24 protein-coding genes and 2 pseudogenes are annotated in these 25078 nt (G+C 64.0%); 13 read left to right on the forward strand and 13 right to left on the reverse strand.

Translation table 11 applies throughout. From position 1 onward, the window contains the following. Nucleotides 1–54 precede the first annotated feature (54 nt). Together PAQ31011_RS26940 and PAQ31011_RS04305 are read right to left on the reverse strand one after the other, a co-directional pair. Nucleotides 55–1650: pseudogene (locus PAQ31011_RS26940) on the reverse strand (GGDEF domain-containing protein). A gap of 73 nt (nucleotides 1651–1723) precedes the next feature. Next, entirely contained in the window at nucleotides 1724–2473 is a 750-nt protein-coding gene (locus tag PAQ31011_RS04305) for a YoaK family protein (protein WP_150574619.1), read from the reverse strand. An 87-nt stretch (nucleotides 2474–2560) separates the two neighbouring features. On the opposite strand from PAQ31011_RS04305, the gene PAQ31011_RS04310 reads away from it, so the two are divergent. After that, the gene (locus PAQ31011_RS04310) at nucleotides 2561–2956 is read left to right on the forward strand and encodes a BLUF domain-containing protein (protein ID WP_150574620.1); all 396 of its coding nucleotides are present in this window, start codon (nucleotides 2561–2563) and stop codon (nucleotides 2954–2956) included. 37 nt (nucleotides 2957–2993) lie between these two features. Here the strand turns inward: PAQ31011_RS04310 and PAQ31011_RS04315 are convergent, their stop codons facing one another. The 7 genes from PAQ31011_RS04315 to PAQ31011_RS04345 form a co-directional block, all read right to left on the reverse strand. Beyond that, nucleotides 2994–4040: an ABC transporter substrate-binding protein gene (locus PAQ31011_RS04315; RefSeq protein ID WP_150574621.1), complete on the reverse strand. Its 1047-nt coding sequence runs from the start codon at nucleotides 4038–4040 to the stop codon at nucleotides 2994–2996. A 93-nt stretch (nucleotides 4041–4133) separates the two neighbouring features. Continuing rightward, nucleotides 4134–5279 carry an NAD(P)/FAD-dependent oxidoreductase gene (locus PAQ31011_RS04320; RefSeq protein WP_150574622.1) on the reverse strand — a complete coding sequence of 382 codons (1146 nt, stop codon included), beginning with the start codon at nucleotides 5277–5279 and terminating at the stop codon, nucleotides 4134–4136. Next, on the reverse strand, nucleotides 5272–6726 hold the full coding sequence (locus tag PAQ31011_RS04325; RefSeq protein ID WP_150574623.1) for an FAD/NAD(P)-dependent oxidoreductase: 1455 nt from the start codon (nucleotides 6724–6726) through the stop codon (nucleotides 5272–5274). Before PAQ31011_RS04325 ends, PAQ31011_RS04320 begins: the two co-directional genes overlap by 8 nt. After that, nucleotides 6719–7117: a (2Fe-2S)-binding protein gene (locus PAQ31011_RS04330; protein ID WP_150574624.1), complete on the reverse strand. Its 399-nt coding sequence runs from the start codon at nucleotides 7115–7117 to the stop codon at nucleotides 6719–6721. The genes PAQ31011_RS04325 and PAQ31011_RS04330 overlap by 8 nt, the downstream gene beginning before the upstream one ends. 23 nt (nucleotides 7118–7140) lie before the next feature. Continuing rightward, nucleotides 7141–7935 carry an ABC transporter permease gene (locus PAQ31011_RS04335; protein ID WP_150574625.1) on the reverse strand — a complete coding sequence of 265 codons (795 nt, stop codon included), beginning with the start codon at nucleotides 7933–7935 and terminating at the stop codon, nucleotides 7141–7143. 46 nt (nucleotides 7936–7981) lie between these two features. Then, nucleotides 7982–8887, reverse strand: coding sequence for an ABC transporter permease (locus tag PAQ31011_RS04340; RefSeq protein ID WP_039397742.1), 906 nt, complete (start codon nucleotides 8885–8887; stop codon nucleotides 7982–7984). Continuing rightward, nucleotides 8880–9974 (reverse strand): ABC transporter ATP-binding protein, encoded by a 1095-nt coding sequence (locus PAQ31011_RS04345; RefSeq protein ID WP_150574626.1) that lies wholly within the window; start codon nucleotides 9972–9974, stop codon nucleotides 8880–8882. Before PAQ31011_RS04345 ends, PAQ31011_RS04340 begins: the two co-directional genes overlap by 8 nt. Before the next feature lie 297 nt (nucleotides 9975–10271). On the opposite strand from PAQ31011_RS04345, the gene PAQ31011_RS04350 reads away from it, so the two are divergent. From PAQ31011_RS04350 to PAQ31011_RS04360, 3 genes are all read left to right on the forward strand, one after another. Then, nucleotides 10272–11141, forward strand: coding sequence for an IclR family transcriptional regulator (locus PAQ31011_RS04350; protein ID WP_150574627.1), 870 nt, complete (start codon nucleotides 10272–10274; stop codon nucleotides 11139–11141). 177 nt (nucleotides 11142–11318) lie between these two features. Next, nucleotides 11319–11795: an OsmC family protein gene (locus tag PAQ31011_RS04355; protein ID WP_150574628.1), complete on the forward strand. Its 477-nt coding sequence runs from the start codon at nucleotides 11319–11321 to the stop codon at nucleotides 11793–11795. Nucleotides 11796–11927: 132 nt separating this feature from the next. Further along, entirely contained in the window at nucleotides 11928–12734 is an 807-nt protein-coding gene (locus tag PAQ31011_RS04360) for an alpha/beta fold hydrolase (RefSeq protein ID WP_150574629.1), read from the forward strand. A 20-nt stretch (nucleotides 12735–12754) separates the two neighbouring features. Here the strand turns inward: PAQ31011_RS04360 and PAQ31011_RS04365 are convergent. Beyond that, nucleotides 12755–13655, reverse strand: a pseudogene (locus PAQ31011_RS04365) (DUF72 domain-containing protein). A 398-nt stretch (nucleotides 13656–14053) separates the two neighbouring features. Between PAQ31011_RS04365 and PAQ31011_RS04370 the strand changes: the two are divergent. The 5 genes from PAQ31011_RS04370 to PAQ31011_RS04390 all read left to right on the forward strand — a co-directional run bounded on the left by PAQ31011_RS04370 (nucleotide 14054) and on the right by PAQ31011_RS04390 (nucleotide 19941). Continuing rightward, nucleotides 14054–14626, forward strand: a complete 573-nt coding sequence (locus tag PAQ31011_RS04370) for a flavin reductase family protein (protein WP_150574630.1) — start codon at nucleotides 14054–14056, stop codon at nucleotides 14624–14626. 351 nt (nucleotides 14627–14977) lie between these two features. Next, nucleotides 14978–16222 carry a GGDEF domain-containing protein gene (locus PAQ31011_RS04375; RefSeq protein ID WP_246179332.1) on the forward strand — a complete coding sequence of 415 codons (1245 nt, stop codon included), beginning with the start codon at nucleotides 14978–14980 and terminating at the stop codon, nucleotides 16220–16222. A 71-nt stretch (nucleotides 16223–16293) separates the two neighbouring features. Next, complete coding sequence (locus PAQ31011_RS04380) at nucleotides 16294–16872, forward strand: TMEM175 family protein (RefSeq protein WP_150574631.1); 579 nt, start codon at nucleotides 16294–16296, stop codon at nucleotides 16870–16872. Between the two features lie 75 nt (nucleotides 16873–16947). Continuing rightward, complete coding sequence (locus tag PAQ31011_RS04385; RefSeq protein WP_046292298.1) at nucleotides 16948–17166, forward strand: RNA-binding S4 domain-containing protein; 219 nt, start codon at nucleotides 16948–16950, stop codon at nucleotides 17164–17166. 138 nt (nucleotides 17167–17304) lie between these two features. Next, on the forward strand, nucleotides 17305–19941 hold the full coding sequence (locus PAQ31011_RS04390) for a sensor domain-containing protein (RefSeq protein ID WP_150574632.1): 2637 nt from the start codon (nucleotides 17305–17307) through the stop codon (nucleotides 19939–19941). A gap of 1 nt (nucleotide 19942) precedes the next feature. On the opposite strand, the gene PAQ31011_RS04395 is transcribed toward PAQ31011_RS04390, so the two are convergent. Beyond that, nucleotides 19943–20176 (reverse strand): DUF3717 domain-containing protein, encoded by a 234-nt coding sequence (locus PAQ31011_RS04395; protein ID WP_150574633.1) that lies wholly within the window; start codon nucleotides 20174–20176, stop codon nucleotides 19943–19945. A 412-nt stretch (nucleotides 20177–20588) separates the two neighbouring features. On the opposite strand from PAQ31011_RS04395, the gene PAQ31011_RS04400 reads away from it, so the two are divergent. The 4 genes from PAQ31011_RS04400 (at nucleotide 20589) to PAQ31011_RS04415 (ending at nucleotide 22512) form a co-directional block, all read left to right on the forward strand. Then, a complete protein-coding gene (locus tag PAQ31011_RS04400) occupies nucleotides 20589–20954 on the forward strand; it encodes a hypothetical protein (RefSeq protein WP_150574634.1) in 366 nt (121 codons plus the stop codon). Between the two features lie 100 nt (nucleotides 20955–21054). After that, complete coding sequence (locus PAQ31011_RS04405; RefSeq protein ID WP_150574635.1) at nucleotides 21055–21381, forward strand: hypothetical protein; 327 nt, start codon at nucleotides 21055–21057, stop codon at nucleotides 21379–21381. A 387-nt stretch (nucleotides 21382–21768) separates the two neighbouring features. Next, complete coding sequence (locus tag PAQ31011_RS04410) at nucleotides 21769–22113, forward strand: hypothetical protein (RefSeq protein ID WP_150574636.1); 345 nt, start codon at nucleotides 21769–21771, stop codon at nucleotides 22111–22113. 204 nt (nucleotides 22114–22317) lie between these two features. After that, nucleotides 22318–22512 (forward strand): rubredoxin, encoded by a 195-nt coding sequence (locus PAQ31011_RS04415; RefSeq protein WP_039397716.1) that lies wholly within the window; start codon nucleotides 22318–22320, stop codon nucleotides 22510–22512. 93 nt (nucleotides 22513–22605) lie between these two features. Here the strand turns inward: PAQ31011_RS04415 and PAQ31011_RS04420 are convergent, their stop codons facing one another. After that, the gene (locus tag PAQ31011_RS04420) at nucleotides 22606–22866 is read right to left on the reverse strand and encodes a hypothetical protein (protein WP_246179333.1); all 261 of its coding nucleotides are present in this window, start codon (nucleotides 22864–22866) and stop codon (nucleotides 22606–22608) included. Nucleotides 22867–23133: 267 nt separating this feature from the next. Then, nucleotides 23134–24717, reverse strand: a complete 1584-nt coding sequence (locus PAQ31011_RS04425) for a sensor domain-containing diguanylate cyclase (protein WP_150574637.1) — start codon at nucleotides 24715–24717, stop codon at nucleotides 23134–23136. Nucleotides 24718–25078: the final 361 nt, after the last annotated feature.

Here is a 25078-nt window from a genome sequence, read left to right on the forward strand (position 1 = left end):
CTTTCGACATGGGGGCATTGTCTCAGCGTCTTTTGGCGTTGTCGCCGGCATTAATCACAGTTGACGCTCCCCGCCCCCACCACTGTCCCCGCCGCCGCCTCTCGTCTTCGTCCTAAGTACCACTGCACTGACGCGATTGCGGCCATTTTGTTTAGCCAGCCGCAGTTGCTCGCCTGCCGCCTTCAAGATCGCCTCGGCGCTATCGCACTCGGCCACCCGCCCCGTGGCGGCTCCCACGCTCACCGTCACCGTTCCCGCCGTGCTGCCTGCATGGTCGATATGCAGACGCTCGATATCGCGGCGCAACTGTTCGGCCATCACCTCGGCCGCATGTGGATCGGTGTCGGGCAATACCACGGCAAACTCTTCGCCGCCTTAACGCGCCGCCATATCGCTGTCGCGCCGCACGTGCCCGCCGATATTCTTCGCGACGGCACGCAGCACGTCGTCGCCCGTCGAATGGCCGTAGGCGTCGTTGAAATGTTTGAAGTCGTCGATATCGGCGAACAGGATCGACAACGGGCTGCCTGAGCGTTTCGCGCGCCGCCATTCGCTGCCGAGTTTGGCGTCGAGCGCGCGACGATTGGCGAGTCCCGTGAGCCCATCGGTCATCGACAGGCTCATGAGCCGTGCAGCGGCTGCAGCCCGTGTGCGCATCGCGGCCACGAGCAACCATGAGCCCGCCATGAGCGTGGCAGCGCACGCGAGGGCAATCGCACCGAACAATAGGGCGTGCCGCTGCCATTCGTGCAGAAGGTCATCCGTCGACGGCGTGACCACGACGAACATCGACGCCCCCGGCACCCGCACGGACCGGTACGCTTTCGCCCGCGTCCCACGCGGAAACGCCAGCGCTGCCGCGAGATCGCCGTTACGCGCCGCGTCACCCGGCAAAACGACGAGTTGGCCTGGTTGCGCACCCGCGCAAGGATCGCACGCCAGCACCGTGCCCTTCTCTTCCACGATGTCGATGGATTTCAGATCGGCCGAATCCACGTCGCTCACCAGCGTGTTCAGACGATCGAGCCGCAGCGCAAGCACCGCGACCCCGGCAAACGAATGATCGGGTGCCGCGATACGGCGCGTGAGCGCCACCGACAAGCGGCCACCGTGCGTGCGTGACGCGTAGGGCTGCGAGATGTACAGACCAAGCGATGGGCTGCTCTCATGCGAGCGAAAGTAGTCGCGATCGGCCACACTGACGGGCGCGCCCTGTGTCCGGTCGAGCGGCGCGGCAATGCGCCCGGTCTTGTCGACGACGTAAGCGTCGTCCAGAAAGTCCCGGCTCAGCGCCTGTCCGAAGCGCACGCGGTCACGCACCCGATCCGGAAACAGCGGCGTGGCGGGATCTTCCGCCTCGCGCACCATCTCCATGAGTAGCGCGTCGTAGACCGCGATGTTGCCCCCCAGGCTCGCCGCGACCACCGACGCCACGCTTTGCGCTCGCTCCAGCGCGTGTTCGTGGCGCGCCTGTCTGTCGGTGCGCAGCAGCAGCGCCACGCCGGCGAGGATCGCCAGCGCGATGATCGTGCCGATTACACCGATCATCCACGGGTAGTCGTCGAACTTGCCGGACACCGCGTGCAGCCGCCTACGGGTCCAGCCTCCAGCCGCATTGCGCGAACTGGGTACACCTGAGCTTGTAGTCATAGCGAATGGCCTGACAGCGATACCGGTGTGAGGATCGGCGAGGATGCCGTGCGCCAACGTCCACTAATGTGCACTAACGCACATTCTGCGAGATATCGTCGAGTAGCGGCACAATGGCCAGCATGATGAGCACCACGGCGAGCGGAATCGTGGAGACGAAACCCAGATGCTTGAAACCCAGCGCGCCCGTCATGCCGCCCAGAAAGAACATCCCCAGCAACGCACAGAGCAGCCGCAGCTTCTGCCGGTCGACGGCCACACGCGGCAACTCCTGCGCTACACCCGGCCGGTTCCAGTAACTCATCTTGCCGAGTTCGATGCCGATGTCCGTCACGAGACCGGTCACGTGCGTCGTCCGAATTTCGGCCCGGGATATCTTGGTGATGATGGCGTTCTGCAAACCCATCACATAGCAAAGCAGCCCCACCGTGGCGGGCACGTACAACACACGGTGACTCTCCAGATTCGCGCCCATCACGCCGAACGTGAGAAGGAGCAGCGCTTCGAACATGAGCGGCGCCGCGTACTCGCTTTGGGTGTGGTGGCGGCGTCCCCAGTGGATCAGCACGCTCGAGGTGGCCGCCCCGAGCAGGAACGCCAGCAAAGCACTGAACCCCGCGAGCACCAGCACCAGCTGGCCGAGTGCGAGATTATCGGAGAGCGACGCCACGATCCCCGACATGTGCGACGTATATTGCCCGACGGCGAGGAAACCGCCTGCATTGGCCGCCCCGGCAACGAAAGCGAGCGAGCAGCCCAAACGCCGGTTCGCCGCGTCCGTGCGCACCGGTTGGGTAAAGCCACGAAGAAAGTTGATCGGCATGACGCAGGAGTCCCCGGCTTCGCACTTGGAGTATTCTAATGTGCGTTGACGCAAAGTCGACGAGTGACTTGGGGGACATCAATAATAATGATCGAGTGCTACGCATACACCAGCCGAGCCCTGCCCGATCTTGATCCGGTGGCGCTCTCGAAAATCATCGTGCATTCCCGTGGTTTCAACGAGACCTACGGCATCACCGGCTTGTTGCTCTACGACGGCACGACCTTCTATCAGTACATCGAAGGGCCCGCCGAGCCGTTGGCGGACGCGCGCCAGCGCATCGAGGCGTCGCGTCACCATTCGTCCATTCAGGTGCTGCTCGACGGCACGCCCCGCCAGCCCGGCGCGTTCTCGACGTGGAGTCTCGGCTATCTGATGCTCGACGAGCCGGCGCACGCGCTGCATGCCTTCGTGATGCCGGCCGACCACGCGCAACTCGTGGGGGCCTTCAACGTGCTGGCGGCGCAGGCCGACGTGATGTGACGTCGACCTGCGGTATCGCTGCCTGATTACTGCCTGATTACTGCTCGATCTGACGGTTCCAGCGCTGATCCCACTGTGCACGACGCTGGTTGATGGCGTCCCAATCGACCGTCTTGATGTTCTTGGTCAGGTCGTCGAGCTTGCCGAGACGCGTCTGCATCGTGGCCGGGATGATAGCCTTCGGGTTCGTCGGGATGTAAGCACCGGCGGCAGCGGCCAGCGACTGGCCCTTGGCCGACAGCAGGTACTGCGCGAGCTTCTGTGCCATCGCGTTATCCGGGCTGTTCTTGACCACACACAGGTCGACGAGCAACTGCACCGCACCTTCCTTCGGCGCAACATAGCCGACCTGAATGCCCTTGTCCTGGAGATCGCTCACAGCGGTGGGCGTCAGCGGGAAGATCGCGGCTTCGCCCGTCTGGATCATCTCCGAGAGCTTGGCCGAGTTCGGGATGTACTCAACCACGTTCGGGCCGACCGTCGACGCCCACTTCGTGAAGCCCGGCTCGACGTTCGTCTCGCTGCCACCCCAGATGCGGTTCAGCGCGAGGAAGCCATGCAGGCCGAACGTGCTGCTCGATGCCGACTGGAACACGACCTTGCCCTTGAACTTCGGATCGGCGAAGTCGGTCCACGAGGTCGGTGCGGCCCAGCCCTTCTCCTTGAACAGCTTGGTGTTGTAGCCGATACCGGTCATGCCCAGTTGCACGCCAGCGCCCATGTCGTCCTTCACGCGAGCGGACGGCATCAGTTCCTTGAGCACGGGCGAGTCGTCGAGCTTCTGGCACACGCCCATGCTGATGGCGCGCGCCATCACGCCGTCGTCCAGGAACACGACGTGCATTTGCGGGCTGTTACGGTTGGCAAGCAGCTTGGCCAGCACGTCCGACGACGTGCCCGGCACCACCACGACCTTCACGTTGTTGGCCTTCTCGAACTCCGGGAAGACCTGGCTCGTGTAAGCCTTTTCCATCGGGCCGCCATTCATGCCGATGTAGAGCGTTTTGGACTGCGACCAGGCTGCGCTGCTCGCGCCCAATGCCAGCGCCGCAGCGCACATGACGACCTTCTTAGACAGCTTCATCGTGGTTCTCCTTGCGTTTCCAGGGTGTTAGGAATGTTGTTTGGGACGGACTCAGTAAGACGGACTCAGAACGATTGGGATGCGTCGGGTTCCTCAGACTTCGGCGTTCGTTGCCGGGACGGTCGCGAATCGGTCGACGGCAAACGCATCGATCGGGGTGGCCGTCTCGCCTTGCGTGACCAGATCGGCCAGCACTTCACCCACGCCCGGCGCGAGCAGAAAGCCGCCCCCCGAGAAACCGAACGCGTGCACCAGACGCGGTGTCGTGCGGCTCATGCCGATGATCGGGTTGTCGTCGGGCGTCTCGCCTTCCACACCGCTCCACGTGCGAATCAGCAGCGCATTGCGCAGCGCTGGCAGTAGCGCACAGGCTTCACGCATGACGGCGCGCGTAGTGTCGGCCGACGGCTGGGCGTATTCGCCGTCGCCGGTGCCGCGTCCACCACCGATCACGCAGTTGCCGCGCTCGACCTGCCGCGCATACACGCCGCCGCCGTACACGCCGAGGTTGTGTCCGACAAACTTGGGCAACGGCTCCGTCACCCACATGTTCGGGTAGATGGCATGCATCGGCACTCGCTCGCCGAATGTGCCTGCGATGTGATTCGCCCACGCGCCGGACGTATTGAGCAACCAGTCGCAACTCACGTGCAGTTCGTCACCGGTGTCCGGTTTGGCCGTCAGTTGGAAGCGCACGCCGTCGTGCGTCACCGACGTAATCGGGGTGCGCTCGCGCACGTCCGCACCAAGGGCGCGGGCGGCACGCGCGAAGGCGGGCGACACCAGACGCGGATTCGCGTGGCCGTCGCTCATGCACAGCGAACCGCCCACGGCACCATCGCCAAGCCACGGAAAGCGTTCACGAAACTCCGTGCCGCGAAACACCGTCGTCGACAAACCATAGTTCTGCGCCATCGCCGACCACGCGTCGAGCGGTTCGAGATCGCTCTCGCGACGCGCGAGGCGCAGGTGGCCCGAGCGGACGAATTCGCCGTCGATGCCAATGAGTTCGGGCAAACGATCCCAGATCCGGCGGGCCCGCATGGCGAGCGGCAACTGCACCTCCGGACGGCCCTGACAGCGAACGCCACCATAGTTCACACCGCTGGCCTGCGCGCCGCAATAGCGCCGCTCGAACAACGCGACCTTCAGGCCACGCTCGGCCAGCGCCCGTGCAGCCGAGGCACCGACCAGACCGCCGCCAGCAACGACCACGTCGTAATGCAAGGTCTCACTCATCGCGCGCCTCCTCGGGAATGGCGGCGACGTTTTCGTCGAATAACATCGGGGCAATCGGAATCGGTTTGATCGGCGCCTGCGCACGCAGTCGCCCCACTTGCGCATAGGTCTGGCCGCTGGCGTCGGCCAGCACATGACACGCGGCTTCGCCGCACATGCGGCCCTGACAGCGCCCCATCCCCACGCGGGTGAGCGCCTTCAGACGGTTGATTTCGGTCACACCGTCCTGACGAACACACTCGCGCAACGTACCCGCACTGACTTCCTCACAACGGCAGACGAGCATGTCGTCGGGCCATTGCGCCGCGGGGTCTTTCGGCAACGCAAACGCCTGCTCGATGCCTTCGCGAAAACGTCGGATGCTCGCGAGCTTGCGTTCGATGGTCGCTGCGTCCAGCGCTTCCGGCATGGACGGGGCTGCGATGCCCAAGTCCTCGAGCAAGGCCAGCGCCGCGCGGCGTCCTGCGAGTTCTGCGGCGTCTGCGCCGGCAATGCCCGCCCCGTCGCCCGCGAGATAGATGCCGGGTTGCGAGCTGCGTCCGGCGGCGTCGCGCTCGGGCAGCCAGCACCGGTTGAGATCGTCGAACACGAAGCGGCAACCCGCGAGATCGGCCAGTTGCGTCTCCGGCCGCAGGCCGAAGCCCAGACCGACGGCGTTGCATTCGACGCTCGACTCGCGACCGTTGTGCTGCCAGCGAATCGCGCGCACGCCTGCCGTGCCATCGATGCCTTCGAGCGTCACGCCGTATTCCACGCGCACGCCGCGCGCTCGCAGCCATCCCAGGTAATAAACGCCCTTGGCAAACGTCGACGGTTGGCTCAGCAGACGCGGCGCAGCCTTCGCCTGTTCCACAAACGGACTGGTGTCGAGCACGGCGACGACATTCGCACCGGCCTTCGCATATTGGTACGCCACGAGATACAGCAGCGGCCCGGTGCCCGCGAACACAACGCGCTCGCCAATGGCACAGCCTTGCGCCTTGAGCGCGACCTGCGCCCCGCCCAGCGTGTACACGCCTGGCAGCGTCCAGCCCGGCACGGGCAACACGCGGTCGGTCGCGCCGCTGGCAATGATCAGATGACTGAATGGCACCGGCGCTTCACGTCCGCCATGCATCGTGTGCAGACGTTGCGGATCGCACGCCCACACGAGCGTTTCAGGCCGGTAATCGACTTGCGGCAGAAGCGCCGCCATCGCGTTGTGCACGGCATCGGCCTTCGTCGCTTCGAAACCGTACAGCGCCTGCTTGCTGCGTGCGAAACCTGCGCCTTGGGGCGGCTGACGATAGATCTGACCGCCCCAGCGAACGTTCTCGTCGAGCACAATCGGACGCACACCCGCGGCGACCAGCGTTTGCGCGGCACGAATGCCCGCCGGGCCTGCGCCGACAATAACAACGTTCGCGACGTTGGCGGCAACGTTCGACTTCACGGTGTGCTCAGCCATGCGAGCCTCCGTGCACCTCGTTGGCATCGGCCGCACGCGTGACGATGCGCATGCCCGCCTGCACCGTCGTGGAACAGGCGCGCAGGCGCGTGAGCTGTGCGTCGCCCCCCTCGGCGTGCACCGTCTCGCAGCGCACCCAGCAGTCCTGACACGCACCGATCATGCAGAAACCGGCGCGCGGCGTGCCGCTGAATTCGCTGATACGTACGTGCCGCTGATGCGTGAGGATGGCGGTGAGCAACGTGTCACCGGTGAGCGCCTGCACCGGCTCGCCGTCGATATAGAACGTCACGGGCGCACGGCCGGTCTCGGCCAGACGCGTCAGTTGCGGATAACAAGCCGACGGACCCGACGCGCGCACGTCTTGAGGAAATTGGGAAGAACTGGACATAAGAGTCGTCGTGGAGCGCGCGTTCAGTGCTGGCCGATGAGAATGCGATTCAGACCGTAGATGCGGTCGAGCAACAGCATCGCGCCGAGCGTGACGGCAATGACGAGTGCCGAGACGGACGCCATCATCGGATCGATCGACTCGGTGGCGTACATATACATACGGACCGGCAGCGTGACGGTTTGCGGCGCGGTGAGGAAGACCGACATCGTCAGTTCGTCGAAACTGTTGATGAACGCCAGCAGCCAGCCGCCGGTAATGCCCGGCAGAATCATCGGCATGGTCACGCGGCGGAACGTCGTCCACGACCCCGCCCCGAGCGAGGCCGCCGCGTTCTCGACGCTGCGGTCCAGACCGCTGATCGAGGCGAGCACGAGCCGCATGATGAACGGCGTCACGACGATCATGTGCGCGAAGATGAGCGCGCCGAACGAGCCCGTCACGCCGAGCATGGCGAAGAAGCGCAGTAGCGCGATGCCGAGCACGAGACCCGGAATCACCAGCGGCGAGAGCAGCAAACCGTTCAGGAAGTTGCGTCCCGGGAAGCGCGACCGGCCGATGGCGAGCGCAGCGGGCAACGCAATCGCCAGCGAGAGCGTAGCCGAGATGAACGCCAGCTTCAGACTGGTGAAGAACGACGCGATGAAGTCGGGATAGTCGAGAATCGCCCGGAACCAGCGCAGCGAGATACCGCGCGTGGGCAGCGAGAGCGTCTGCTCTGGGGTGAACGCGACCAGCACCACGATGATCATCGGGGCGAGAACGAAGAGGATGACGAGCGTATGGAACGCGAGCGCCAGGGGACTGTTTTTACGCATGATGGCGAGTGATTTCTGTTCTGCTTCAGTTCGGCGAGCGTTGGCCTTAGCCCATGCTGCGCGAGTAACGGCGGTCGAGCAGACGGTAGTACGTCAGCATCACGATCAGGTTCGCCACCAGCAGCAACACGGCGATGGTCGCGCCCAGCGGCCAGTTCAGCGAGCTGAGGAACTGGTCGTAGACGGCAGTGGCGGCCACTTTGAGGCGGCGTCCGCCCAGCAGACTCGGGATCGCGAAAGCGCTCGCCGACAGACCGAACACCATCAGGCTGCCCGACAAAATGCCCGGCACCAGTTGCGGCAGCACGATGCGGCGCAGCGTGGTTGCTTGCGACGCCATCAGCGAGAGCGCCGCGTTTTCCGTTTGCGGATCGAGGCGTTGCAGCGACGTCCACACCGGAATCACCATGAACGGCAGCATCACGTGCGCCAGCGCCACAACGATGGCGAAGTTGGTGTACTCCATCTTGAACGGCCCCATGCCGACCAGCCCGAACGCCTGATTGATCAGGCCGCCCGAACTGAGCAACATGCTCCAGCCGAACGCGCGCACCACGATGGAGACGAGCAGCGGCGAGAGAATGATCAGCAGGAACAGCGAGCGCCACGGGTCGCCCATGCGCGAGAGCACGTAGGCTTCGAACGTCCCCACCACGGCGCAGATCGCGGTGACCGTGAGCGAGATGCCGAACGTGCGCAGGAAGATCGTGTGGAAGTACGAGTCGAACAGCACTTCCTTGTAGTTCTCGAACTGGAACGCGGCAATCGGGCCGCTGGCCGGGTCGAACTGATAGAACGTGAGTGCCAGCGTCATGAGCAACGGGATCAGCACCAGCGCCACGAACAGCAGCATGGCGGGCGCACTCATCACCCACATCGGCAGATAGGCGCTCCACGGCGCACGCGCGACCGGCGCGGCATCCGTGCGCGGAACTTGCAGCGTCTCAGCCATTCGAGCACGCTCCTGCGGAAACGAAACGCACCGCTTCCGGCTGCCAGTCCAGACCGACCGCCGCCCCTTCGTTCAACGGCTCACCGCCTTCGTTCTGGCAGCACACGAGCACTTCGCCCAACGGGCTGTCGACGCGGTAGAGCCACTGGCTGCCGAGGAAGAAGCGGCTCGTCACGGTCGCCGACAGACGGCCGGTCGACGGGGCGCACAGGCGCACCTTTTCCGGACGCAGGCACATGGTGATGGCGTCGCCCACTGCCATGCCACGGTCGCGCGGCGCGAGGTCCGCGAGCGCGGCACGCTGCGTGAGTTGTGCGCCCAGTTCGATATGCAGATGTTCGCCATCGCGCGCGGCCACGCGTCCGTCGAGCATGTTGGCCTTACCGATGAACTGCGAGACGAATGGCGTTTCCGGACGCTCGTATGCGCGGTACGGCGTGTCGACCTGCGTAATGCGTCCGGCTTCCATGACCACGACGCGATCGCTGATCGACAGCGCTTCGGACTGATCGTGCGTCACCATGATCGTGGTCGTGCCGATCTTGCGCTGGATCGAGCGCAGCTCGAACTGCATGTCTTCGCGCAGCTTGGCGTCGAGGTTGGACATCGGCTCGTCGAGCAGCAGCACCGGCGGCGCGATCACCACGGCGCGGGCGATGGCCACGCGCTGACGCTGGCCGCCCGAGAGCTCACGCGGGAAGCGATGGCCGAGCGCTTCGAGCCGCACGAGCGCGAGCGCCTCGCGAATGCGGTCTTTGCGTTCCGACTTGTCGACACCTCGCATCTCCAGACCGAAGCCGACGTTATCCGCCACGGTCATGTGCGGGAACAGCGCGTAGCTCTGGAACACGATGCCCAGACCGCGCTTGTTCGGCCGCATGTTCGTGATGTCGCGCCCATCGAGCGTAATGCGCCCGGTGGTGGCTTCGACGAAGCCCGCGATCATCTGCAACGTGGTGGTCTTGCCGCAGCCCGAGGGGCCGAGCAGCGAGACGAACTCGCCCTTCTCCACCGAGAGATTGACGTTCGAGACGGCGTTCAGCTCGCCAAACGTCTTGGAAACATCCGTCAAAGTCAGAAAAGACATGGTCACTACCTTCGGACGCTCGCGCGTCGCATGAAATGCAATTGCATCGAACAGTAGCGAGCCAAATTGCATGTCGCAAGATAACGATTCCACGAAATGAGATAAATTTTCAGATTATTTCGTTTGACGGAATGTTTCATGGATGGACAAAGCCTTTCATTTCGCGTCACCGTCTCGGGATAATCCCTAACTTATGCTGAATATTGGTTGTTTTTGCGGGTTTCGACGCGTCACGCCAGTTTTCAACTCGTAGCCGCTTACGATAGTATTTCGTTTGACGGAATATTCGAGACTCTGATGACCACCTCCGATTCACCCCGCGCAACGGCAAGTGCGCCTACGGAATCCGCCGGCGCGGGCATATTGCAACGCACGTTTGCCGTCATCCGCGCCCTCGGCGAAGCCAAGCCCGAGGGCGAGCGCGTCACCCACATCGCCAAAGCCGTCGGCTTGAGTCAGGCGACGGTGCACCGCATTCTTCACGCGCTCATCGCCGAGCAGGTCGTGGAACAGGACGAGTCGTCCAAGCTGTACCGGCTGAGCATCGATTTCTTTGCGATGGCGGCGCAGGCGGGCAATCCGAGCGGCATGCGCACGCTGTGCCGTCCGTCGCTGTTGCGGCTTTGCGCGAGTCTGGGCGACACGATCTTTCTGTTGGTGCGCAGCAGTTTCGACGCCGTCTGCCTCGACATGTGCGAAGGCCCTTTTCCGATCCGCTCGTTCACCGGCGACATCGGGGGACGCGTGGCGCTGGGCGTTGGTCAGGGCAGCCTGGCGATTCTGGCGTTCCTGCCAGAGGCCGAGCGCGAGGAGATCATTCGCTTCAATGTGCCGCGACTGCGGGGCTACGGCGTGCTCGACGAGGTCTATCTGCGCACGGAGATCGAGCGGGTGCGCCAGTTGGGCTATGCCGGGAGCAACAGCGGCGTGCTCGACGGCATGGCCGGGGTTGCCGTGCCGGTGTTCGACCGCATGGGGCATGCCGTGGCTGCGCTGAGCGTGGGCACGCTGGCCGCGCGGCTGTCGCAGGACCGCCTGCCGATGGTGGTGGAACTGTTGCGGCGTCAGGCTGAGTTGATCGGCCCGCAGACGAATCCGTTCGACGTCGCCATGCGCCGCCCGATGCACGGCCTCACGCGCGCGCTCACGACGGAGCCATTGGCCTGACGTCTGACTCGTTCGACGGACAAACGCAGCGCGTGGCGTCGAGGACGGGATCCGTCCTTTTGATGGCCGAAAATGGCCAGCATTTCATGCACGGGACTGCGAGAATCACGAGCGGGCCCGGCTCCCCTTCCCCTTTCTCATATCCCCATCGGCCGCGGCCTTCAGTGGAGAGCAGACATGGCATCAGGCGAACACGAGTACCGCGTCACCGTGGAATGGATCGGCAATCAGGGTAGCGGCACATCGGGCTATCGCGCGTACGGACGCAATCACGAGATTCGCACTGAAGGCAAACCCACGATCCCCGGTTCGTCCGACCCCGCCTTTCGTGGCGACGCGTCGCGCTGGAATCCGGAAGATTTGCTGGTCGCGTCGGCGAGCGCCTGTCACAAGCTCTGGTATCTGCATCTGTGCGCCGAGGCCGGGATTGTGGTCGAACGGTATGAGGACAACGCCGTCGGCACGATGCTCGACACGCCGACCGAAGGCCGCTTCACACGCATCGTGCTGCGCCCACACGTCGCGATTCGCGCAGGTGGCGACGTCGCGCTCGCCGAACATCTGCATCACGCCGCGCACGAGAAGTGCTACATCGCGAACTCGGTCAATTTCCCCATCGATTGCGAGCCGGTGATCGAGACGGTCGAGGTTTGACGTCGCTCGATTCGAAAGATCGATTGACCCTCTCGTGACGGCTTGATATGATCGGTTCACTTTGAAAACGCCCTCCCGGTTCGCCGGGAGGGCGTTTCGTTTTGGTTCCACTCACAACGTAGGAACCAAGACATGACTATTTCCGCTGAACGTTTCGCCGGTGCTGGCAACCTCCTCGGCCATGCACGATACGGCAACGGTCCCACGCCCGTGCTCGTCATGCACGACTGGCTCGGCGATCACACCAGCTTCGACGCCACGATGCCATGGCTCGACGGTAGCGCCTTCACTTACGTCTTCGTCGATCTGCGCGGTTACGGGCTCTCCATCGATCTGACGGGCGATTACACGGTGAACGAAATTGCCGCCGATTGCCTCAGGCTCGCCGATCACCTCGGCTGGTCGCGCTTTCACGTGATCGGTCATTCGATGACGGGGATGGTGACGCAACGTCTGGCGGTCGATGCACCGTCGCGCGTTGCCAGCGCCATCGCCGTGTGCCCCGTGTCGGCGGCCGGGAACCGACTGCCCCCCGAAGCCCTCGCCTTCTTCTCCAGCACGACACAAGACGACGATGCCCTGCGACGATTGTTCAAGTTCGTCAGCGGCGGGCTGTCCGACGTCTGGGTGGATCGTAAAGTCTGGCAGAACCGCACCACGGTCTCACCAAGCTGCCGCGCGCGATACCTCGATATGCTGGTGACGACGGATTTCGCCGCAGAAGTTCAGGGGGTAGAAAGGATGAAAACCCCATTTCTGGTGATCGTCGGTGACAAAGATCCCGGAATCGATGCGGCCGCAATGGCTCAGACCTTTCTCGCATGGCATCCCAACGCCACGCTAGAAGTCATGCCGAACTGCGGGCACTACCCGATGCAGGCGTGTCCGCCGTATTTCGCGACCACGATCGAGGCGTTCCTCACGCACCACAGCGTCTGATCCCGTCAGTCTGACGTCCGTCATTCATCCAGCAACGCCATGAGGGTCATGGCGTTGCGCTGGCCCTGATCCTCGTAGTTGTTGTTGAACACGACGTACACGCGCGCAACGACTTTGGCGATCACGCGGATCGGATCGACCAGCGCGGCCAGTTCCGCTTCGCGATAGTCGTAGTTGAAGCGGTCGGACGCCGCCGTGCTATCACGCGCATTCCACGTCTGCTGATTACGCCCATGCAGACGCACGACCGCCGCGAGTGGCGACGTCGTCTCCCAGACTTGCGCAATGCTGTTCGTGAAGCCCTGCGGCTCGTCCACCGTCGTGTTGACCCAGCCCATCTCACGCAACCACGCGAGTGTCTTGTCGCTACGGTCGCCGTCGAACCATCCGCGATGCCGGAACTCGGCAGCGATGCCATAACCCGTCATGCGTTGTGCGCAGGCTTCGACATGCTCACGGCTCGTCTTGTCCCCCGTCAGCCACGGCGGAAACTGGAAGTGGACCAGACCGAGCTTTCCGGCCTCACGTAGCGGCTCGATGGCCTCCAGATAGCGCCGCCAGATCTCGTCGATCAGCTCGCTCGGCAGGTCTTTGTAATAGACGTTCGCGCGCGGTCCCGGTGGCAATTCAGGCTGGAGATCCTTTGGGAAAGCGATGCGCGGGGTCTGGTGGCCCGTGAGCAGGCGGAATGCTTTGATATTGAAGACGAACGCGTCCGGGGTGCGCTCGACCCACAGCTGCGCATTGGATGGATCCCGAAGGCATCGCGTAGTAGCTGCTGTCGACCTCGACCATCGGAAACTGGCTGGCATAGAAGCGCAGGCGCGCTTCGGCAGACGTGTGTCCCGGTGGATAAAACCGCTTGCAGGCAATCAGCGATTTGTCCGTCCACGACGCGGTACCGACATAGATCTTGCCCATCCCGGAGCCTCCCATTGGCGCGACGCCAGCGGCGCTTGCGCCAGCTCGCCATCCCCTGCTGCCATCTCGGGCAGCCATTGCGCACCGCGTTTGCGACGTCCCGATATTTCGGCATCTTTCGCACCAGTATAGGCGTGCGTTCATGCGCTCCGGCGGCGTGGCTTTCGACGTTAAGCGCCGGGTGAAGCCAAGCTCGGCGGACGGGGACTGGACTAGGACGAACGCATGAAATACTGCATGCACATCTGATCCGGCACGCGCTCCCCGCGGCGTGCCGTTTATACGGCCCGCAGCTGACCCTGCGGGCCGCCTTTTTCGGATGGCATACCGCGCGCTATCATGGTCCGCCATCAACATGCGGCCCGACAACGGATCGCCGCCTGCACGGACCTCTTGCCATGACCGAACGCCTGCCCGTCGAACTCCCCAAAGCCTACCGTCTGCTCAACCACGGCCCGACCGTTCTCGTGGGAAGCGCGCACGACGGCCGCCGTAACGTGATGGCCGCCGCGTGGTCGATGCCGCTCGACTTCTCGCCGCCGAAGGTGGCCGTCGTCATCGACCGCAATACGCTCACGCGTGAACTGGTCGAAGCCTCGGGTGAGTTCTCGCTGAATGTGCCCGCGCGCTTGATCGCGCGTGAAACGCTGGCGGTCGGCTCGGTGTCCGGACGCGACACCGACAAGTTCGCCGAAGGCACCGGCCTGACAGCCTTCGCCGGCTCGCACATCGCCGCACCGCTCATCGACGGCTGCCTCGCCTGGCTCGAATGCCGGGTGATTCCCGAGCCGCACAACCAGGATCGCTACGACCTGTTCCTCGGCGAAGTCGTGGCGGCCTGGGCCGATCCGCGTGCGTTTCGCGACGGACACTGGCAGTTCGAGCCCGGCACGTCGCGCAGCCTGCATTACATCGCCGGTGGCAACTTCTTCGAGACCGGCGAAGCCTTCGAAGTCAAACCCGGCGCCTAGCCCGACACTTCTCTGCGACAACACTCAATGAGCCACACTCTGCCGCCGCGCCGCACGACCGACAGCACCGATAGCCTCTACAGTAGCGATCGTCCCGCACAGACCGCGCACGCCCTGTGGCGCACGGGCGGTATGAGTGGCTTGGGTGGCATGCACAATGCGGCAGACAGGGTCGACGTCGTGGATGCGGGTGCGGGGACCATCACGTCGCCCTATTTGCCAAGTAGCCCCGGGCGGGGCAGAATTGACAGCGTTACGGATGTCTTCGATCGTGAGTCCACGTGGCTCCACGCCCGTTCGACCGTAGCGGCTGAACCCTCTGCGAAGTCTGTGCCGAGCGCATCGCCTTTCATGGCTGCGGCGTCCGGCGTGTCGCTTGCATCTGCTGTGCGCTTCGAGCATCACGAGTCGTTCGAACCTTTCGTGCAGTTGCCGAATTCGCGGCCCGAACCATCTCCGTCAACGGCACTGCTGTCGTCCACCCGCTGGGCCCTGCCCACCCGTCGCGACATGACTGCATCCGGCCACGATTCCTCCGACGCCAACGATCTCAACGACGCCCGCGCCCGCCTCCTGCGCTCGGCCGGCTCGCCCCTTGGACGCGCCACCGGCGTGGGCCTCGACGAGGCGGAGCGCCTCGCCGCGCTGCGTCGTTACGAGATTCTCGACACCCCGCCCGAACCCGCCTTCGACCGTATCGTGCGGCTCGCCTCGCACGTGCTGGGCGCGCCGATCTCGCTCGTCTCCCTGATCGACGAATCGCGCCAGTGGTTCAAGGCGCGCCGCGGCATCGACGCCTCGCAAACGCCGCGCTCGATGGCGTTCTGCGCCCACGCCATTCTCAGCGACGACGTACTCGTCGTGCCCGACGCCCGTGCCGACCGGCGCTTCGCCGACAATCCGCTCGTGACCGGCGACCCGAACATCCGTTTCTATGCCGGTGCGCCGCTGCGCACGCCCGAAGGGCATCGGCTGGGCACGCTGTGCGTGATCGACCGCCGTCCCCGCGATCTCGACGACGAGAAACGCGGCTTGCTGGCCGATCTGTCCGCCCTCGTGGTGGATGAACTCGAACTGCGCCGCGTGAACCGGGTGCTCGGCGACATGGCGATGCGCGACGGCCTGACCGGCCTGCTCAACCGCCGGGCTTTCCTCATGCAGGCCGACCGGCTGTTCGCGGTTGCCCGCGCGCAGCAGCGTCGCCTGGCGGTGCTGATGCTCGACATCGACCACTTCAAGGGGATCAACGACACCTGGGGCCATGCCATCGGTGACCGGGTGATCGTCGAGTTGACGCTGGTCTTGCGGGCCGCGCTGCGCAAGAGTACTGTGATCGGCCGTCTGGGCGGCGAGGAGTTCGCCGTACTGCTACCCGAGGCCGATGCACAACGTGCCTTGCAGGCGGCGGAGCGCATGCTCGTCGCGATCAACGGCGCGAGCGTGCCTGGCCCGAACGGTCCGGTGCGCTTTTCTGCCAGCATCGGCGTCGCAAGCCTCGGCCCGGACGACGCCGATTTCGGCACCCTGCTGCAACGCGCCGACCGCGCGCTTTATGCGGCCAAGCAAGCCGGCCGCAATCGTGTGGCCGTGCTGTGATTTTCAACCCCCGTCGACCGATCACGACCGATCACGACCGGGATCGACTGAAGACGTAAGCCACCACCCCAATGGGCAAGAGCCGACTCGAAGCATTTAGCGATGGCGTGATCGCCATCATCATCACCATCATGGTGCTGGAGATGAAAGCGCCGCACGGCAGCGAACTGGCGGACCTGCTGCCGGTCGCGCCGACGTTCCTCACTTACATCCTCAGCTATGTCTATGTCGGCCTGTACTGGAACAACCACCACCATCTTTTCCAGGTGGTCCAGAAGGTGTCCGGCGGCGTTCTGTGGGCCAACCTGCACCTGCTGTTCTGGCTGTCGCTGATTCCGTTCGTCACGCACTGGCTTGGTGAGAACCACTTCACCGCCTGGCCGACGGCGCTCTACGGCGTGGTGCTGTGCATGGCCGCCATTGCCCACTACATTCTGTCGCGCACCCTGCTGGCCGTGCACGACGGCGGCAACAAGAAACTGGCCGACGCCCTCGGGCGCGACTACAAGGGCAAGCTGTCGGTGGTGGTCTACGCCGTGGCCATCGGGCTGGCGTTCGTCGTGCCGGCGGTCTCGCTGGCGCTGTACGCGCTCATGGCCGCCGTGTGGCTGATTCCGGACCGCCGCATCGAACACGTGATCGAGAAGTGATCCCTACGGCACCAACGCTGCACGCGGCGGCGGCAGTCGACGCGCACCCAGTTTTTCCGTAGTATCCGCACCACTATGCAAAACGTAACTTTTGAACTGACGGGCGAATTCGTCGCCCTGAACGACCTGCTCAAGCTCACCGGCGTCGTCGATTCCGGCGGCGCGGGCAAAGTCATGGTGGCCAACGGCGCGGTCAGCGTCGACGGCCAGATCGAGACCCGCAAGACCTGCAAGATCCGTGCGGGTCAGACAGTCGCGGTCGACGGCGTGCGTATCCGGGTCAAGGCCGCCTGAAGAAAGCCTGAAGGGAGCCCGAAGGGATTCTCCCACGTGAGCCTGCCCCCGCAGGTCGCTATACTTGAAAGCGATTTTGGCGTGTCAGCCCCAGTCACCCCCGACAATGATTGCAGGACGTCCGAGGAGGCCCTTGCGATGGTCGTGCCCGGATCACCGTCCGCCACGGGCGCCACACCGGCCCCCGGACGCGAAGCGCTGCTCGAAGCTCTCGACCGGTCGCTGGGCACACTCACGCTCACGCCGAACGGCCTCATCGCCGACGTTAACGACAAATTCCTCGGCGTCTTCGGGTACACCCGCGCTCAACTGGTCGGCAAACCGCACGCCATGCTATGCGACCCGGCCGACCCGACGTGCGGCGACGCCCTCGCGCAGGTGCTCACCACGCGGCGCTCGCACACCGATCAAGTCCGCCGCTTTCGCCATGACGGCAGCACCGTGTGGCTCGAAGCGACGTACAACCCTATCTTCGACGACGACGGCAAGCTCACCTTTGTGATCAAACTGGCCGTCGACGTGACGGCCCGCGTAGCACGTCAGGCCGCCGACGACGCGCGCCTGCATCTGCTGTCGCTCGGTGTCGACGAGACGGACAATGCCGTGCTCATCACCGACGCCCAGAGCCGCGTCTGTTACGTGAACGCAGGCTTCACCCGCATGCTCGGTTACGCGGCGAGCGAGGTCGTCGGCCAGTCGGTGCACGCGTCTTCGAGCGAAAGTCCGATGGACGAATTCGCAAGCGGTGCGGCAGCGGTTGAGGTCAAGCAAGCCATCTCCGGGTGCCTCGTCTCCGCGCGCGACGGCCGCAGTTGCCATTGCGAAGTGCTGGTGCGCACCGCGCAGCGTCAACCGCTGTGGGTCTCCGTCGTGACGAACCCGATTCTCGACGCACAGGGCAAGCTCGTGAACGCCGTGGTGCTGTTCACGGACATCACGCAATCGAAGATTCAGGAAGTGTTGCAGCACAAGGCGCTTGCCGCGATGGTGCGCGACGCGCCGCTCGTGGAAGTGCTCACGCTCGTGTGCCGCGAACTGGAGCAGATTGCCCCGGAAGTGATGGCCTCGGTCGTGCGCGTGGATGCCGAAGGCAAGCTGCGGCCGCAAGCCGGGCCCAGTCTGCCGGCGCAATATCACCAGACCATCGATGGCATCGCCATTGGCCCGAACGTCGGCACATGCGGCACAGCGGCGTTTCTGGCGCGGCCGGTGACCGTGACCGACATCGCCAACGATCCGCGCTGGGCCGATTATCGCGAGATGGCGACCGAATTCGGACTGGCGGCGTCCTGGGCCATGCCGATCATCGCGAACGACGGCCGGGTGCTCGGCGTGCTGGCGTTCTACTACCGCACGGCGCGCGGCCCGGACGCCCTGCACGAGCGGCTGGTCGACGTCTGCGTGCATCTGTGCAAACTCGCCTTCGAGCGCGACGAATCGCGCACACGCATCCGTCAACTGGCGTTCTCCGACAGCCTGACCGGGCTGCCCAATCGCAGCATGCTCGGCGTGCTCGCCGCACAGGCCATCGCAAGTGCGTCGGAGCTGAACACGCGCATGGCGGTCATCTTCATCGATCTGGATCGCTTCAAGCAGGTCAACGATTCGCTCGGCCATCAGGCCGGCGACGTCTTGCTGCGCACGATTGCCCAGCGCTTGCGGCGTTCGCTGCGTGGCGCGGATATCGTGGCGCGGCTCTCGGGCGACGAGTTCGTTGCCGTGCTCACCGAATGCGATCCGGAACGGCTCGACATCGCCATCGAGCGCATGCGCACCGCGCTGACGGCCCCGTGTCAGGTCGACGGCGTGACGCTCGTGCCGTCGGGCAGCTTCGGCATCAGCCTATACCCGAACCACGGACGGGAATTCGACATCCTGCTGCAACGCGCGGACATGGCGATGTATCAGGCGAAGATGACGAGCCCGGGGAGCGTGCGCTTTTACCACGAGGACATGAACGTCCACGCGCAAGAACGGCTGGAGCTGGAGACCGCCATGCGCGACGCGCTGCGTCTGGGCAAGCTTCAGTTGTTCTATCAGCCGCAGATCAATCTGCTCGACGAGTCGGTGTACGGCGCGGAGGCCCTCTCGCGCTGGACGCACCCGCAGTACGGCGAGGTGCCGCCGTCGCGCTTCATTGCGCTGGCCGAGGAATGCGGCCTGATCGGCGAGCTGGGCATGTGGACGCTACGCGAATCGTGCCGTCAACTGGCCGACTGGCGTCGGCGCGGTGTCGGCATCAGTAACGTGTCGGTCAATCTGTCGCCGACCAACTTCCACGATCACGATCTGCCGCACATGATTGCCGAGGCACTGGCCGATCATGAACTACCGCCGTCCTGTCTGGCCATCGAAATCACGGAAAGCGTGCTGATGGATCACAACCCCAGCACGCTGCGCATCATCGAGGAAGTCCACAACCTGGGCGTGCGCCTGTCGATGGACGACTTCGGCACCGGGTATTCGAGTCTCGGCTATCTGCGCCGGTTGCCGGTGTCGGAGCTGAAACTCGACCGGAGCTTCGTGCACGACATTGCGCGCGACGAAACGGTGCGTGCGCTGACCAATGCGATCATCAGCATCGGTCGCAATCTGCATCTCACCGTGGTGGCCGAAGGGGTGGAAGACGAAGCCCAGCGAGACTTGCTGGTCGCGCAGGGCTATCGTGTGGCGCAGGGGTATCTGTTCTCCCCTGCCCTGAGTGCGGACGATCTGGAACGCTGGCTCGAACGCTGGTCCGCTCAGCGACGCTCGCCCGACCCTGTTCAATCCTGAATCAAGGCGCCAGCCCCAATTCCATCTGATGCAGGGCTGTCTCGATAGCCTGACTCTGCTCGCCGTTGAGCGTATCGGCCGCCACGCTCGTCTCGCGGCGGTAGATCATCTCGCCGTAGATGTTCGCCAACACGCGCGCTGCCGGACACAACGACAGGTTGCTGTCTGCTGCCTGATGACTGGTCCAGTAGTTGATCGCCTGCTCGATGTCGGCGATGGAATAGTTGGCTTTCATGAGATGTCGTGTCTCGCCGTGGAGTGGAATACTGTAATTATATACAGTATTCGCGGAGTCGGAGAATGGCCCTATCCCGGACCCATTGACGTCAATTCTCAGGCGCACGTTTCGGAACTGCAACACTTGATGCTCGACGTCGGGTGCAGAGTCGCCAGAGCGCGCCGACAATCCAAGCAAAATCATCCACTTAGCAACTCCGGCACGATATTGGCTTAAGGCAGAGGAAACGCCGCGCAACGTCCCCGCCGTTCGCAAAGCGCCCCTCACGATTGCCCCGACGGAGCCCATCATGCCGCCGAGACACGTCACACCCTGCACGCGCGTTTGCTCGCCGGCTCTTTGCCCGCTGGTTCTTTGCCCGCTTAGTCACGACGGACGGCGCTGCCCGGACATCCTCCGATGGCTCGCATTGCTGGCGATCGGTCTGCTGGCCGCGATGGCCGCCCCGCACCTCCATGCGCAATCGATGCCGCCGGCCACCGCGAAACCCGTCGATGCGTTTCACCAGCCTTGCGTCGCCGTACGGGCCGCACCGAACGAGGCAGCACGTGACGTTTCGGGTGCGGCGCGTGCCTTCGTCTTCACCTCGCGCTTTCCGGGCAAACCGCACAAACAGTACGTCGATCTGGACGATCGATGCGCCACGCCACCGGCGTTCGCACCGACGCGCGACGTCGACTCGACCTCTGTCTGGTACGTCGACGCGCCTGCCGCGGGCGTGCACGCACCGTCGCGTCATCCGGGCGCACTGACCTTACACGGTGTGACGTCCTGAGCGACGGGCCGCCGCGTTTGTTATGCTGCGACTTTCGCGCACCGGTGACACATGTTTTCTCACATGTCGCCGTCGCGCTTCCCGATTCTCCCAGAACGCAATGTCCGCCAAGATTCCTGAGCCCCAGAAGACCACAACCAACGCCACGGGCAATGCCCGCAACAAGCCGGCAGCCGACGTGTCGCCGCCCCCGCCGGGTGCCATTCCGCTGGCCTGGGTCGGCCTGCTCGCGGCGGTTGCCTGGGTGCTCAAGAGCCCGAATCCCACCTGGGGCGTCGGCGTGCTGTGTCTTTGCGCCGGACTGATATCGTCGTTCGGCGCTCGCCGTCGTGGACGCGCGCCGTGGCCTGCGTTCTTTACGGGATTGCTGCCGGTCGGCGTTGCGCTGTTCTTCGCACTGCTCATGCTTCGTCCGCTGCTGCGGTGACAGTTCACGTGCGGGTCACGGCAATGACACTTGCCGAGATCCGCATCGTCCCCCTTAAGTTACCCACAACTTCTGTGGATAACCCACTGGATAACCTGACACCGCCCTCTTGAAAGGCCCGTCGTTACACGCTGTCAAGAGGATTGCCCGTTTCGGCATCAGCATTGGACAAATTTTTTGCGCTTGACGTTTTGCGCCGCTTCTGTGCGCAAACGTCACGGGTTTGACATACGATCGGATGGCGTCGTCCTCAGGGTCGCAGAGTGGGCAACGAGGGCACCCGGAGAGGGCGCAGAGGGTTCGCAGCCCCGACGAATCGGCCTATGATGGAGTCATGCGACGCGTCGCAATGCATCTTTTCAGTGACTTTTGGGGAGAACGTCTCGTATGACCCAATCCGACAAGCCGTCCGTGAACGCTACGTCCGCCGATGCCAACGCCCGCCAGGTGGGACAATCCGAGCCGTCCGGCGGCCCCGTGACCGAAGCCGAGCGCGTGCATCTGGATGAGTTGCTGGCACGCCACTCGGTCACCGAGACCGTCGACCGGGCCTCGGTCATCGATCTGATCAACCGCCTGCGCGAACCGGACGTCAAAACATCCGAGGACCGCGACCGCGTGGTCAAGGAAAGCCGTCTGTGGAAGGAAGTGTCGCACCGCGACACTGCCATGTCCCTGCTGAACTCGCTGGCGCAAATGGCCCCTATCTTCCTCAACCAGATTCACTGGTAACGCCCGCTGCGCCGGCACCCGCCGGCGCACATCCCTTCTGCATCCGCTTGCCCCCTCAGCCGACCGCCAACGCGTCGGCTATTCCGGCACCTTCCGATTGATCTGGATTAAGTTCGTGTGCGCACGCGCGCGCCCGAGCGGGACGTTGTCGTGCGCGTGCCTTACAATGCGGGTCGCGCAAGTTCTCCCTGTTGACTCAAGATCATGACCACCACGCTGGACACCCCGACTGAATTCAAGAGCTGGATCTGCCTGATTTGCGGCTGGATCTACAACGAAGCCGAAGGCGCGCCGGACGACGGCCTCGCCCCCGGCACCCGCTGGGCCGATGTGCCTGCCGACTGGCGTTGCCCGGAATGTGACGTGTCCAAAGAAGACTTCGCGCTGTCGGAGTTCTGAAGCCGAAAGCCCGGTTGCTGCACTAGGCCGCAACCGGGTCGTTCGACTGGGGAGACGGTGCAACACCCGCCGTTTCAGCGCACTGCAACGGCATCAGTGGTGCCATCCCCATCCACGGCCCCAACCGCGGCCACGCCAGCCACGGTAGTAGCCCCCGCCGTAATACCCACCCACGCCGACCGTCACCACCGGTGCCGGTGCGACGGCGTAACCCGGCGCGTAATAGCCCGGGGCATAGGCGTATCCGTTGTCGTATGCGCCGCCGTATGCAGGCGCGCCATACGGCACCGCCACGCAACCGCCCAGCAACATGGCGACGGCAGCGCCGCCTGCCAACATCAGTCTGCGTTTCACGATAATCTCTCCCGCGCGAATCGATGGAATCCGGTGCGACGGCGACCGTTATCGTTGATTCCGCGTCGACCCCGAGCGCACCTGCTTGATTCGTTAGACAGGAGAGTTCCCGCGAAATGCGGAATGCGTGCACGCTCTTTGGTTACCAAACGTGACATTGGTAACGGCGGCGAAATTCGGTGGAGGCAATGCGTGTCGGGATGTCCTGGTCACAACATCCCGCAACATCCCGATTGAATGACCGGCGCTCGGGGCGCACTGCCCGGCTCAGAACACCCAGCAGCGGTCGCGCCCCGCGCGCTTGGCGCGATACAGTGCCATGTCTGCGCGTTCGACCATGTTCATCGGCGAATCCGAATCCTGCCACTCCGTAATGCCGAAGCTCGCGGAGAATTGCAGCGGCGGCTCGCTCCCTTCGACCGATTCACGCTTGCAACGCTCGCGAATCCGATCGGCCACGCGCAGCGCATCGCGCTCACTCGCGCCCGGCAGCAGGATGGCGAACTCCTCGCCGCCGATGCGTCCGATCAGATCGTCGCCCCGCAGCGTCGACGAGCACACCAGCACGAAACGACACAGCACCTGATCGCCAATGGCGTGTCCATAGGTGTCGTTGATCGTCTTGAAGTGGTCGAGATCGGCGACGATGAGGCTCATCGGCTCGTTCTTGCGCTGCGCGGCCTCCAGCAGTTGCTCGAAGCGATGGAAGAAATAGCGGCGCGTCAGGCTGCCCGTAAGTTCGTCGTAGCTGGCTTCGAACGCCAGTTGGTTGTTCGCCGCGCGCAATTCCTCGTTCGACTGACGCATCTCATGGTGCTGCGTGCGCTCGCGCCAATACGTCCAGGCGACCAGCGCCACGATGATCGCGCCCCCCAGATACAACAGGAAGCACAATGCGAGATCCTTGGCATGCTGACGCGTGAGGGCATCCCACGCATCAACGCCTTCCACCGCGTAGACGATCAGATCGTTGCTCGCACTCGGGCGCGACGAGATCACGAACGGCTTGCGCAGATCGTTGAATTCCGACATCCGGTCCAGTAATTCCTGCGGCACCCAGGCATTCGAGCGCCCCGGCGCACGTTTGAATTGCGAAATCGGCATGCGTGCGAAATCGTTGCGCTGATAAAGCGCCTGCCGCTCGGCGTCGGAGAGCGAGCCGAGCTTGCCGTCGATCATGAAGCTGTTTTCGAAGCGCGGGTCGTTGGCCATGATGACCACGCCGTTGCCGTCGGTGACGAACGATTCACCGCTGCCGACCCAGTGGCGCAGACGCGTCAGCCCGATCTTGGTCATGACCACGCCGATCAGCAATCCGTCGCGGTACATCGGCGCGCTGAAGTAGAGACCCGGTGCCTGATGTTCCCAGCCCGACGCGTAGCGCTCGAAACGATCGCCGAGCAGCGCGTTCGTGACATAGGGCATGTCGGCCACAGACCCGCCGAGCGGTGACGGGACGTCCCGGTAGTTGCTGGCGGCGACACACACGCCGCTCGCATCGATCACCCACACGCGGTCCACGCCAAAGTAGCTTTGTGCGCCGCGCAGGAATTCGTTCGCGCGATCGACGACATCCGCAGCCGCCGGCTTGCCGCCCGCTGCGGGCACGACCTCGCGCAGCAAGTCGACATCGGCCAGTGTCGAGGGAATCGCGCGCACCATCGACAAGTCCGTATTGATGGCGTGCACCATGCCGTCGGCGACGCGGTCGGCCACGATTTGGCCAGCGTCGACGCTTTGCGCAAGCTTATCGCCCACCAGCGACGTGGCAGTGCGATCCGCCGCAACCCAGCAGGCGACCAGCACGCCGACCGAGATACAGGCGGCATAAAGCCAATGCCTTATCCTCATCCGAAAATCAAACGCTCGTTCTAATATTTTTCACTTATTACGTTGGCAAAGTACCCGCCTCATTCGAAATCGCGTTTCTGTCACTTCCCCGGACAGAACTTCTGGTCGCGACCGGCATTCGTTTTGCCAGCGAATTCCCGCCAATTCTGGTCTGCGCGTCAAACTCTTTCCCTCGTTTCCGATCCTCGGCTTTGTCGCGCCCCGCGCCTTCGGACCCCTGCTGCCACACCATTGTCTACCCCAACAATGGCAGGCCGTTGACAGCCCGCGCTCCCTACCCCGGTCTACTGCCGGTTGGGGCGTACGGCCATCCGTTCATGCGTTTCGGAACCACCGCGAGAACCCGATGATTCTATAGTAC

The sequence above is a fragment of the Pandoraea aquatica genome (assembly GCF_902459565.1).
GTDB lineage: Bacteria > Pseudomonadota > Gammaproteobacteria > Burkholderiales > Burkholderiaceae > Pandoraea > Pandoraea aquatica.

Excerpts from the sequence above, each read along its gene's own strand:
- PAQ31011_RS04405 (WP_150574635.1), top strand. The coding sequence starts at position 21,055 with ATGTCCGCCAAGATTCCTGAGCCCCAGAAGACCACAACCAACGCCACG.
- PAQ31011_RS04410 (WP_150574636.1), top strand. The coding sequence starts at position 21,769 with ATGACCCAATCCGACAAGCCGTCCGTGAACGCTACGTCCGCCGATGCC.
- PAQ31011_RS04360 (WP_150574629.1), top strand. The coding sequence starts at position 11,928 with ATGACTATTTCCGCTGAACGTTTCGCCGGTGCTGGCAACCTCCTCGGC.
- PAQ31011_RS04340 (WP_039397742.1), bottom strand. The coding sequence starts at position 8,887 with ATGGCTGAGACGCTGCAAGTTCCGCGCACGGATGCCGCGCCGGTCGCG.
- PAQ31011_RS04310 (WP_150574620.1), top strand. The coding sequence starts at position 2,561 with ATGATCGAGTGCTACGCATACACCAGCCGAGCCCTGCCCGATCTTGAT.
- PAQ31011_RS04345 (WP_150574626.1), bottom strand. The coding sequence starts at position 9,974 with ATGTCTTTTCTGACTTTGACGGATGTTTCCAAGACGTTTGGCGAGCTG.
- PAQ31011_RS04305 (WP_150574619.1), bottom strand. The coding sequence starts at position 2,473 with ATGCCGATCAACTTTCTTCGTGGCTTTACCCAACCGGTGCGCACGGAC.
- PAQ31011_RS04335 (WP_150574625.1), bottom strand. The coding sequence starts at position 7,935 with ATGCGTAAAAACAGTCCCCTGGCGCTCGCGTTCCATACGCTCGTCATC.
- PAQ31011_RS04395 (WP_150574633.1), bottom strand. The coding sequence starts at position 20,176 with ATGAAAGCCAACTATTCCATCGCCGACATCGAGCAGGCGATCAACTAC.
- PAQ31011_RS04355 (WP_150574628.1), top strand. The coding sequence starts at position 11,319 with ATGGCATCAGGCGAACACGAGTACCGCGTCACCGTGGAATGGATCGGC.
- PAQ31011_RS04375 (WP_246179332.1), top strand. The coding sequence starts at position 14,978 with ATGGCTGCGGCGTCCGGCGTGTCGCTTGCATCTGCTGTGCGCTTCGAG.
- PAQ31011_RS04370 (WP_150574630.1), top strand. The coding sequence starts at position 14,054 with ATGACCGAACGCCTGCCCGTCGAACTCCCCAAAGCCTACCGTCTGCTC.
- PAQ31011_RS04425 (WP_150574637.1), bottom strand. The coding sequence starts at position 24,717 with ATGAGGATAAGGCATTGGCTTTATGCCGCCTGTATCTCGGTCGGCGTG.
- PAQ31011_RS04385 (WP_046292298.1), top strand. The coding sequence starts at position 16,948 with ATGCAAAACGTAACTTTTGAACTGACGGGCGAATTCGTCGCCCTGAAC.
- PAQ31011_RS04315 (WP_150574621.1), bottom strand. The coding sequence starts at position 4,040 with ATGAAGCTGTCTAAGAAGGTCGTCATGTGCGCTGCGGCGCTGGCATTG.
- PAQ31011_RS04325 (WP_150574623.1), bottom strand. The coding sequence starts at position 6,726 with ATGGCTGAGCACACCGTGAAGTCGAACGTTGCCGCCAACGTCGCGAAC.
- PAQ31011_RS04390 (WP_150574632.1), top strand. The coding sequence starts at position 17,305 with ATGGTCGTGCCCGGATCACCGTCCGCCACGGGCGCCACACCGGCCCCC.
- PAQ31011_RS04320 (WP_150574622.1), bottom strand. The coding sequence starts at position 5,279 with ATGAGTGAGACCTTGCATTACGACGTGGTCGTTGCTGGCGGCGGTCTG.
- PAQ31011_RS04330 (WP_150574624.1), bottom strand. The coding sequence starts at position 7,117 with ATGTCCAGTTCTTCCCAATTTCCTCAAGACGTGCGCGCGTCGGGTCCG.
- PAQ31011_RS04415 (WP_039397716.1), top strand. The coding sequence starts at position 22,318 with ATGACCACCACGCTGGACACCCCGACTGAATTCAAGAGCTGGATCTGC.
- PAQ31011_RS04350 (WP_150574627.1), top strand. The coding sequence starts at position 10,272 with ATGACCACCTCCGATTCACCCCGCGCAACGGCAAGTGCGCCTACGGAA.
- PAQ31011_RS04380 (WP_150574631.1), top strand. The coding sequence starts at position 16,294 with ATGGGCAAGAGCCGACTCGAAGCATTTAGCGATGGCGTGATCGCCATC.